5 protein-coding genes are annotated in these 6,415 nt (G+C 66.6%); 3 read left to right on the forward strand and 2 right to left on the reverse strand.

Annotated elements, in window-relative coordinates:
- Positions 1 to 478: 478 nt before the first annotated feature.
- Positions 479 to 1,447 (reverse strand): GlxA family transcriptional regulator, encoded by a 969-nt coding sequence (locus tag ACESL9_RS16390; protein WP_372675214.1) that lies wholly within the window; start codon positions 1,445 to 1,447, stop codon positions 479 to 481.
- An 87-nt stretch (positions 1,448 to 1,534) separates the two neighbouring features.
- Here ACESL9_RS16390 and ACESL9_RS16395 point away from each other — a divergent pair, with 87 nt between their 5' ends.
- Together ACESL9_RS16395 and ACESL9_RS16400 are read left to right on the forward strand one after the other, a co-directional pair.
- Entirely contained in the window at positions 1,535 to 2,449 is a 915-nt protein-coding gene (locus ACESL9_RS16395; protein ID WP_372615064.1) for a 3-keto-5-aminohexanoate cleavage protein, read from the forward strand.
- A gap of 142 nt (positions 2,450 to 2,591) precedes the next feature.
- The gene (locus tag ACESL9_RS16400; RefSeq protein ID WP_372615063.1) at positions 2,592 to 4,064 is read left to right on the forward strand and encodes a carnitine 3-dehydrogenase; all 1,473 of its coding nucleotides are present in this window, start codon (positions 2,592 to 2,594) and stop codon (positions 4,062 to 4,064) included.
- A gap of 48 nt (positions 4,065 to 4,112) precedes the next feature.
- On the opposite strand, the gene ACESL9_RS16405 is transcribed toward ACESL9_RS16400, so the two are convergent.
- A complete protein-coding gene (locus ACESL9_RS16405; protein ID WP_372615062.1) occupies positions 4,113 to 5,774 on the reverse strand; it encodes an acyl-CoA dehydrogenase family protein in 1,662 nt (553 codons plus the stop codon).
- A 180-nt stretch (positions 5,775 to 5,954) separates the two neighbouring features.
- On the opposite strand from ACESL9_RS16405, the gene ACESL9_RS16410 reads away from it, so the two are divergent.
- Positions 5,955 to 6,415: TSUP family transporter (locus ACESL9_RS16410; protein WP_372675215.1), on the forward strand; the 461-nt coding region annotated here is incomplete at its 3' end.

Below are 6,415 nucleotides of genomic sequence, written 5' to 3' on the forward strand. Positions count from 1 at the left end.
CATGCGTTTCTCGGTGGGTGAATCGAGCATCGGTCTGGTCCTTCCTGTCGCGCGTCCCGGGTCGGGATTGCGCAAAGGGTAGGGGCTACGCGCGGCGGCGTCCACCAGATCGCGGCGGTTTGGAGATGTGACCTTGCGACGTTTGGATCGGCCCGGGGTGCGCAGGTGGGCGTCTTGTCGCACCGGAGACCTCTGGGTATTCGAGGGCATTGCGGGTCGAGGTCATTGCGGACGCCAGCTTCATGACCCTGCGCGGAATCAAGGCCGAAGGCCGCCGCGCGATCGCCGATCCGCCCCCCGGGGCGGCGATTGGTAATGGCGTGCGGAACACTGATCGTGGAGGAGCTTGGCTGGCATAAATCGCGTTGCTGTGATGTCGGCTCGCCAACCCGCGGGTCGGCGACCGCGCAGCCTTGTGCCAAGCTCTGGACGACCCGCAGAGCGCAAGTCAAACTTTCCAAACCGCCGGGTTTGCGCCTCAGCCTGCCGCGCGGCGCGCGCGGCGCAGGGCGCGGATCGAGGTGCCGTGCGCAGCGCGGAAAGCGCGTGAGAGTGCGGATTGCGAGGCAAAGCCGGTGGCGAGCGCGATTTCCTGCACGGGCAGGGCGGTTTCGATCGCCAGCCGCCAGGCCTCGGCCATGCGCAGCGCCATGTAGGCCGACCTGGGCGGCTGGCCCAGCGCGCGGGTGAAATGCATTTCGAGGCTGCGTGGCGAGAGGTGCAGGCGGTGCGCGATCTCGGCCACGGGCAGGGGGGTCTCGACATGTTCGCCCATCAGGGCCAGCGCGCGCGCAACGACCGGGTGCCGCCGCGCCAGAGCCGGGCCGGAATGGGGGGTCTGGGGCTGATCGGCGCCGGGGGCGGGGTCATGCAGGAAGGCCCCCGCCACGTCGCGCGCCAGCCCCGCGCCGAACCGCGCCCTGATCAGCCCCAGCATCATGTCGAGCGCGGGCATGGCGGCCCCGGCGGTCATGAACCTGCCCGAAACCACGTAACGCTGGCGCAGCACGGTGAGCGCGTCGAACCGCGCGGCGAAGGCGTCGAGATCTTCCCAATGGGTGGTCGCCACCTGCCCGTCGAGCAGCCCGGCGCGGGCCATGATCCAGCTTCCGCCATCGACGCCGGCCACCGCGCCGCAGCGCGGCGCCAGCCGCCGGAGCGAGGCCAGGAGCGCGGGGGTGGCATGGGTTTCGAGGTTGAACCCCGCCACCAGCACCAGAAGATCGGCCCGGTCGAGCCGTTCGATCGGCGCGCCCGGCACGGCCAGCCCCGAGGTAAGACGCGCGGGCGTTCCCCGGGCGGTGTAATACCCCCAGTCGAACAGCCGCCGCCCCGCCCGGCGATTGGCGGCGCGCATCGGATCGACTGTCGCGGCGAGCGAGAGCATGTTGCAATCGTCCAGCACGAGCACGGCGGCGGTGAGCGGGGATTCTGCGAGTCTTGTCATATCGGCTTCGTATTCGGTCAAATGTTGTCTGCCAAGCCGGGGAATAATGGCGCCGATACGAAACCGAAGGAAACAGAGGAGTCGTCCATGCCCTTGACCATGAACCGCGAGGTTTTCATCACCTGTGCCGTGACCGGATCGGGCGGCACGCAGGATCGCAGCCCGCATGTGCCGCGCAGCCCGCGCGAGATCGCCGAAAGCGCGATCGACGCGGCCCGCGCCGGCGCGGCAGTGGTGCATTGCCACGTGCGCGACCCCGAGACCGGCACGCCGTCGCGCAGCCTCGACTATTACCGCGAGGTGACCGAGCGCATCCGCGAGGCCGAGGTTGACGTGGTGCTGAACCTCACCGCCGGTATGGGCGGCGACATCACCTTCGGCAGCCCCGAGAAACCCCTGCCGCTCAACGAGGCGGGCACCGACCTCATCGGCGCGGCCGAGCGGGTCGAGCATATCAAGCAATGCCTGCCCGAGATCTGCACGCTCGATTGCGGGACGATGAATTTCGCCGAGGCCGACTACGTGATGACCAACACGCCGGGCATGTTGCAGGCGATGGGCCGGATGATGACGGCGCTGGGTGTCAAGCCCGAGATCGAGGCGTTCGACACCGGGCATCTTTGGTATGCCAAGCAGCTGGTGAAGGACGGGGTGCTCGATGCGCCCGCGCTGGTGCAGCTTTGCATGGGGGTACCGTGGGGGGCACCTGACGATCTTAACACCTTCATGGCGATGGTCAACAACGTGCCTGACGACTGGAATTTCTCGGCCTTCTCGCTGGGACGCAACCAGATGGGTTATGTCGCGGCCTCGGTCCTGGCCGGGGGGCATGTGCGCGTGGGACTCGAGGATAACCTGTGGCTCGAAAAGGGCGTGCTCGCGACCAATGCACAACTGGTCGAGCGCGCGGCGGGCATCGTCGAGCGGATGGGCGCGCGGGTGATTGGCCCGCAGGAGGTGCGCGACAAGCTGGGACTGGTCAAGCGCGCCCCGGCGGGCTGAGACGTGGGCGGGGATGGGGGCTCTGCCCCCAAGCTGCAAAATGCCGGGGCATTTTGTCAGCACCCCCGGAGTATTTCAGGCAAGATGAAGGACCGGGCCATCGCAGGTCGTGATGGGTCCCGGATGCAGGAAAGGTGAGAGAATGGGCAGGATTGCGGCAATCGTGGGCGGGGGTGTGATCGGCGGCGGCTGGGCGGCGCGGTTTGCGCTGAACGGCTGGCAGGTGCGGGTCTTTGACCCCGACCCCGAGGCCGGGCGCAAGATCGGCGAGGTGATGGAGAATGCGCGCCTGTCGCTGCCGGGGCTGGGCAACGTGGCGCTGCCGCAAGAGGGCGCTGTGACGTTTCACGACACCATCGCTGAAGCGGTCGCGGGCACCGAATGGGTACAGGAAAGCGTGCCCGAGCGGCTCGACCTCAAGCAGAAGGTCTATGCCGAGTTGATGGCGCATGTGCCCGGCGAAGCGGTGATCGGCTCGTCCACCTCGGGCTACAAGCCCAGCGAGTTGCAGGCCGGTCTGGCGCGGCCGGGCCAGGTGATGGTGGCGCATCCGTTCAATCCGGTCTACCTCTTGCCGCTGGTCGAGCTGGTGACGACCGACGCCAACGAGGCCGCGCGGGTGGACCGGGCCAAGGAGATCCTCGGCGGTCTGGGCATGTATCCGTTGCACCTGCGCCGCGAGATCGACGCCCATGTCGCCGACCGGTTCCTCGAAGCGGTGTGGCGCGAGGCGCTGTGGCTGGTGCGCGACGGGATCGCCACGACCGAGGAGATCGACAACGCGATCCGGTACGGCTTTGGCCTGCGCTGGGCACAGATGGGCCTCTTCGAGACCTATCGCGTCGCGGGCGGCGAGGCGGGGATGCGCCATTTCATCGCCCAGTTCGGGCCCTGCCTGAAATGGCCGTGGACAAAGCTCATGGACGTGCCGGAGCTGACCGATGATTTGATCGACGCCATTGCCGACCAGTCCGACGCGCAATCGGGCGCGCATTCGATCCGCGAGTTGGAGCGCATCCGCGATGCCAACCTCGTGGGGATCATGCGCGCGCTTTACCGCGAGGACTGGGGCGCGGGGGCGTTGCAGCGGGCACATGACAGCCGCATCGAACCCGCCTCTGGGCTGGTGCGGCATGTGGACGAGTTGCACGACCTGTCGCAACCGGTGCTCACCGCGCGCCGGGCGGTGCCGCTCGAATGGCTCGACTACAACGGCCACATGACCGAGAGCCGTTACCTCGAAGCCTTTGCCGATGCGACCGACCGGCTGATGCAGATGATCGGCTGTGACGCCGATTACATCGCCGGGGGGGGCAGCTATTTCACCACCGAGACCCATATCCGCCATCTCGACGAGGCGCGGGCCGGCGAGGTGATCGAGATCAGGACGCGGGTGATCGTGGGCCAAGGCAAGAAGATGCATCTTTTCCAGGAGATGCACGCGGGCGAGCGGCTGCTGTCGACGGGTGAGCATTTCCTGCTGCACGTGAACCTTGAAACCCGCCGGTCCGCCCCGCCGGCGCCGCATGTCGAAGCAGCGCTCGTGAAGCTGGCCGAGGCGCATGCGTCGTTGCCCGCGCCCGAGGGGCTGGGCAAGGGGATCGGCGCGCGCTGACCCCAGGGGCACCGGCCCCGACGCGGGGCCGGTCGCGAGCGTACGCGCCTAACCCAGCAGGCGGCGCGCGATCACCTGGGCCTGAATCTCGGCCGCGCCCTCGAAGATATTGAGGATGCGCGCGTCGCACAGGATGCGGGAAATCTTGTATTCCAGCGCGAAACCGTTGCCGCCATGGATCTGCAGCGCGTTGTCGGCCGCGGCCCAGGCCACCCGCGCGCCCAGAAGCTTGGCCATCCCGGCCTCGAGGTCGCAGCGGCGATCGTTGTCTTTCTCCCAGGCGCTGAAATAGGTGAGCTGCCGCGCCACCATGATCTCGACCGCCATCATGGCGAGTTTCGAGGCGACGCGGGGAAACTCGATCAGCGATTTGCCGAATTGCTTGCGGTCCTGCGCATACTGCATCCCCTGGTCGAGCGCGGCCTGCGCCACGCCCACGGCGCGGGCGGCGGTCTGGATGCGCGCGGCCTCGAAGGTTTTCATCAACTGCTTGAAGCCCTGGCCCTCGACCCCGCCCAGCAGGTTCTCGCCCTTGACGTGGAAATTGTCGAAACCAAGCTCGTATTCCTTCATGCCGCGATAGCCCAGCACCTCGATCTCGCCACCGGTCATGCCGGGGGTGGGGAAGGGGTTCTCGTCGGTGCCCGGCGTCTTTTCGGCAAGGAACATCGACAATCCCCGGTGGTCGCTCGTCTCCGGGTCGGTGCGCGCGAGGAGCGTCATCACATGGGTGCGCGCGGCATGGGTGATCCAGGTCTTGTTGCCTGTGATGTGATAATCACCGGTCTCGTCCTTGATGGCGCGGGTGCGCAGGGCGCCCAGGTCCGAGCCGGTATTGGGTTCGGTAAAGACCGCCGTGGGCAGGATCTCGGCGCTGGCGATCTTCGGAAGCCAGTGCTCTTTCTGTTCGTCGGTGCCGCCCGCGAGGATCAGTTCGGCCGCGATCTCGGAGCGGGTGCCAAGGCTGCCTACGCCGATATAGCCGCGGCTCAACTCTTCCGAGACCACCACCATCGACGCCTTGCTGAGGCCCAGCCCGCCGAATTCCTCGGGGATGGTGAGGCCGAACACGCCCATCTCGGCCAGTTCTTCGATCACCTCCATCGGAATGAGCTCGTCCTTGAGGTGCCAGTCATGGGCGAAAGGGTCGACCTTTTCGAGCGCGTAGCGGCGGAATTGTTCGCGGATCATCTCGAGCTCGTCATCGAGCCCGGTGGTGCCCACGGTAATCTCGGCGGCGCGTTCCTGCATCAGTTCGACAAGGCGCAGCCGCGCGGCCTGGCTGTTGCCGTGATCGCAGAGCGTGGCGACCGGATCTGTCATCATCGCCTCGATGTCCGTGCGGGCAAGGCCGATATCCTGAAGCCGGACGACCTCGGTCTGGTTCATCTGGATGCCGCCCGCGATCTGCCAGAGATATTCGCCGAAGGCGATCTGGTGGATCGACTGTTCGACTTCGCCGAATTTGCCCTCTGCGCTGACCTGCTCGGCCCATTTCTGCATCTGGCGAAGGGATTCGACATATGTGGCGAGCCATGCCAGCCCATGTGCCGCGCCCTGATGCGCCTCGATTTGCGTGGCCGACACCCGGCCCCCGTCGCTGACCAAGACGCGCAGGGCCTCGGTGGCCTTGGCGAGCACCGCCTCGGCTGGGGCGATGGCGGCGCCGGTCAGGTCAAGAAGATCGGGGAGGATGACGTTATCATTCATGGCGCTCGGCGAATCCTTCGGCATGGTTCGGGTCCCTTTTCCTGTCACCCCGCGTATTTAGGCATTTCGCAGGTGCAGCGCAATATAAATGCCATTTTGACGGTGCGTTCTGTTCATTTCTTGCGCGCATGATTTTACAGGTGCAGCCCTCGGCCGGGGTGGATAAGACAAGGCATGGACATGCTCTTCGCTCTTCTTTCGCCTGCCGCGCTTTTCGCCTGTATCGGCATCACGCTCTTTGCCGGGGCGATCAAGGGGATGGTCGGGTTTGCCATGCCGCTGATCATGATTTCCGGCATGGGCAGCGTGATTTCGCCGGAACTGGCGCTGGCGGGGCTGTTGATGCCGACGCTGGTGGGCAATCTCTGGCAGGGGTTCCGGCAGGGGGTGCGCGCGGCGCTGGCCTCGCTCCGCGCGTTCCGGCTTTTCATCATCGTGGGCGGGGTGATGCTGATCATCAGCGCCCAGATGGTCCGGGTCATTCCGTCGCAGGCGATGTTCATCCTGATCGGGGTGCCGGTGACGGTCTTCACGCTGTTGCAGCTTTGGGGCTGGCGCCCGCGGATTCCGCCGGAACGCGAGCCGGTGGCCCAGGTTGGCGTTGGCGCGCTGGCCGGGGCGATGGGGGGCTTTTCGGGCAC

This window comes from Aquicoccus sp. (assembly GCF_041686535.1).
Classification (GTDB): Bacteria; Pseudomonadota; Alphaproteobacteria; order Rhodobacterales; family Rhodobacteraceae; genus Aquicoccus.